4 protein-coding genes and 1 pseudogene are annotated in these 3317 nt (G+C 66.9%); 2 read left to right on the forward strand and 3 right to left on the reverse strand.

Translation table 11 applies throughout. The features are described 5' to 3' along the window. Positions 1-130 precede the first annotated feature (130 nt). Positions 131-985: a hypothetical protein gene (locus D4B81_RS17555; protein WP_122263953.1), complete on the forward strand. Its 855-nt coding sequence runs from the start codon at positions 131-133 to the stop codon at positions 983-985. A gap of 120 nt (positions 986-1105) precedes the next feature. Here the strand turns inward: D4B81_RS17555 and D4B81_RS17560 are convergent, their stop codons facing one another. Together D4B81_RS17560 and D4B81_RS18610 are read right to left on the reverse strand one after the other, a co-directional pair. After that, a complete protein-coding gene (locus tag D4B81_RS17560) occupies positions 1106-1450 on the reverse strand; it encodes a type II toxin-antitoxin system HicB family antitoxin (protein ID WP_122263954.1) in 345 nt (114 codons plus the stop codon). Positions 1451-1780: 330 nt separating this feature from the next. Beyond that, complete coding sequence (locus D4B81_RS18610; RefSeq protein ID WP_202613764.1) at positions 1781-2113, reverse strand: tyrosine-type recombinase/integrase; 333 nt, start codon at positions 2111-2113, stop codon at positions 1781-1783. A 65-nt stretch (positions 2114-2178) separates the two neighbouring features. On the opposite strand from D4B81_RS18610, the gene D4B81_RS18615 reads away from it, so the two are divergent. After that, positions 2179-2343: a hypothetical protein gene (locus tag D4B81_RS18615; protein ID WP_202613765.1), complete on the forward strand. Its 165-nt coding sequence runs from the start codon at positions 2179-2181 to the stop codon at positions 2341-2343. Between the two features lie 75 nt (positions 2344-2418). Here the strand turns inward: D4B81_RS18615 and D4B81_RS19400 are convergent. Further along, positions 2419-2709, reverse strand: a pseudogene (locus D4B81_RS19400) (phage integrase N-terminal SAM-like domain-containing protein); the annotation flags it as partial. Positions 2710-3317: the final 608 nt, after the last annotated feature.

The raw sequence follows: 3317 nt of genomic DNA on the forward strand, positions 1-3317 counted from the left end.
GCAATGTCGGACGAGCGTAGCCGTCCTCCCCGCGGCAATGTCGGACGAGCGTAGCCGTCCTCCCCGCGGCATCTCCGGATGCTTTCCCACTCCTGGGTAGGCTGCGCTGGTGAGTGCGTCGGAGAGGCCCGTGGAGGTCTTCGTGAGCCCGGCGGAGCCCGGGGACCGTGTGAGTTTCGACGTTGTGCGGTGGAGCCGCACCGGAAGTGTTGCTGTCCCGGACGCCGAGGTGGTGCTCCGAGCGTCGTGCCGTTCGGTGGAAAAAGTGAGCGCTGAGAGCACTATGGGCGCGTTCCTTACCTCGGATGCCGATCTCCACGTCGTCGCTTCTGGGCAGACAGAAGCCCATTTCTGGCTGGCAGCCCGGTACATGTTGCCGTTCCGTCCGCGCAAGGGCCCTTGGCCCGCCCTGCGCGCGCAGGCCGACACCGTGCACCGCGTGACGTTCAACGAAGTGATCGACGCCGCGGCCTGGACGCACTGGGAAGCCGGAGCCAGGGTGCGCGAGGTCGACCTGGGGCTGACTGATTGCCCGTTCGCCCGAGGCCGGATGGAAGCCTTCGAGCAGGGATTGTGGGACGGCGTCGTGCACCATCCCGAGCCCGAGCCGCGACTGGTGCCCGTGTCCTCTGAGTATCAGCTCGACATCGATGCCCTGATCGCGGCCGAGCCGGCGGAGAACCTGGTAGTCGAGCCCGACGGCACCCGGACCCTCTTCCTCAGCGGTGAGCCGGAGTTCCTCCTGGCCGAAGGGCCTGTTCGCTATGGGTCGGGCTTTGTCATGGACGGGTCCGATCCCACCCATACGGCGCGGCACTTCATCAACCCAGACACCGCCAACCTCACCCCGGTCCGGGACGAGGGGATCGACGACGACGTGGACCACGAGGCAATCATCGCCGCCGGGCTCAAGGACTGGTTCGGACTCTCCGGCCCCACCGAGCAGTGGGACTGGCCCTGCCAACTCTGGCGCACCCGCCCCTGAACCCTCAACCATCGCGAATCATGGGCCGTCTGCTCAGCGCCCGCCCTCGATAGAGGAAGTGTCCCGCGGAACACCGCCAGAATCTCAGGCGACCGGCCCGCGGCATGTCCGGATGATTGTTTAGGACACGTCGCCAAGCTTGCGAATGACGTACTGGTTGAGGCTGAGGTGCTCTTCGGCTGCCTTGATGGCGAGCTGGCGGTGGAGTCGTTCACCGACACGGAGATTGAACTTGCCCGAGTAGCTGCGCGAAGACAATGGGTCGGGAATCGGCTCACCGTTGCGGTGCATGTCTTCAACGACCTCGTCCACCAGATCGCGAAGGCCGTGCAGGGCTTCGTCCTGAGTGGGTGCCAGCCAGGACAGGGAGGGCAGCTCGAGGCAGGTGGCGACGAACTCTTGGTCCTCGGGCGACCAGGTGACGCGGTAGGTGTAGTGGGTGACGTCGGGGATCGTGGTGTTCACTGGGCTGCCTCCTTCTTGTCGATCGCTGCCAGGACCTGGCGGACCTGGTACGGCTTGGCCTTGCCGTGGTCGTTCTGGATGTTCACTCGGGGGTCCCCGCGCCAGGGGGTCTTGTACACGGCGTGGGAGCCGCCGCTTGTCCTGGGCGGTCCGAAGTAGTGCTCGCACACTTTCGCGAGGTCCTCGTACCGAATGTTGGCCGGGTTAACTCTCATCTGAGCCAGGATCTTCGCAACTGACGGCACAACTCGATGGTACTGCCCGCAGTACCACAGAACAAGGGGATTCGCCCCCGAGAGCTGGGCTGGTCGAACAAGGACCGGCCGTTCGTCAGGTGCCGGAGGCCATGTAGGCGGCGAGGATGTAGTTGGGGTGACGGTCGAGGTTCTTGCGTGCCCGGTCGTAGCGCATGGTGGTGCGGGGGTCGGCGTGGCGGGCGGCGATCTGGACGTCGCGCAGGTCGACGCCGGCGTCGAGCATGGTGGTGACGAAGGTGTGCCGGAGCATGTGCGGGTGCATCCGGGGAAGGTTGATCCCGGCCTCGTCGGCCAGGTGGTGCAGGCGACGGGTCGCGGCGTGCCGGTCCATCCGCCCGCCCTGCCGGTTCCGCAGGATCGGCCCTTCTTCCCGGTGGTCGACGGCGCGTTCGATGGCGCGCTGCACGGCTGGGGCAGCGGGGTTAGGACGACCTTGCCGCCCTTGCCGCGCACCTTCAGCACCCGGTGGCCGTGCTCCTCGCGCAGGTCCTGGATGTTCGCGCCACACGCCTCGAAGATGCGCAGGCCGAGCAGCCCGAGCATGGTGACGAGGGCGAAGTCGTTGATGTTGATGCTGGCCCGGCCGGCCTGCAGCATTGCCTCGAACTGCAGGTGGGACAGGCCCAGGGTGGGTGACTCCGGTGGTACGTGCGGGCGGCGGACGTGGTCGGCCGGGGAGGCGGTCAGGACACCGTCGATGACGGCTGTGCGGTAGAACCCGATCACGACGGACAGCCGCCGGGAGATCGTGGACGGCTTGTACCGGCGGGTCTCCTGCATCCACCGCACGTACAGCTCGACGTGCACCCGGTGGGCGGCCAGCGAGTCCAGGTGACGTTCGTCGCACCAGGTCAGGAAGGCGCGCAGGTCCGACTCGGTGTGCGTGCGCGTTTGCCCGGTGTAACGGGCAAGGTGCGCGGCCACCGCCTGGCGCAGCGCGGCAACGGAGGGGTCGTCGGTCGACATTGGAACAAGGGCGGAGGTGATCTGGAAGTTGTTCATGAACCATCGTGACCCGTAGATGATCGATGCGAACTCGAGCCGACCGACGCGCGGCAGATGAGGGCGTCCCGAGGGGTGCGCCGGGCGTCCCTCTTGGTCTAGCCTGTGCGTTGTCGCGACCTCGGTGGGTGTGACCCGTGCGGGCAGAAACGTCGACCTTCATCGAAAGGACGACGACATGTCGCGATCTTCCTCCACCTTTTCGTTTGTGGTTCCCTCTTGGGCGCTGATCCCTAGGGTTCCTTCCTGTACCTCTCCGACCTGTGTCCCGGGCTTTGCGACCTGGTCGAGTTGGGGATCCGGGTCGGAGGGTGACCTACGTGCCGAAGTTGTTCACCGGGACAGCACGGTCGACGGCGAGCAGCGGTTCACCGGGCGCGTGCAGGCGGGGTTCCCACGGTGTCCGCCACGAGGCCGAATGGTCGCCCGCGACGGCTGTCCGCACACCGATCCTGGCCTCGGCGTCTGGCAGCTGAGCACCGGTCCCGATCCGCTCGGAGGATGAACGGCATGCACCCCAACCTGCTCCGGCTGGATGACCTCGCCGTGCACGTGGCCACCGACCCGCATGTCCAGGCGGTCCTGGGCCTGGGCTCGGCCGGGGTCCA

The organism is Ornithinimicrobium cerasi (genome assembly GCF_003702705.1).
In the GTDB taxonomy this organism is placed as follows: domain Bacteria; phylum Actinomycetota; class Actinomycetes; order Actinomycetales; family Dermatophilaceae; genus Ornithinicoccus; species Ornithinicoccus cerasi.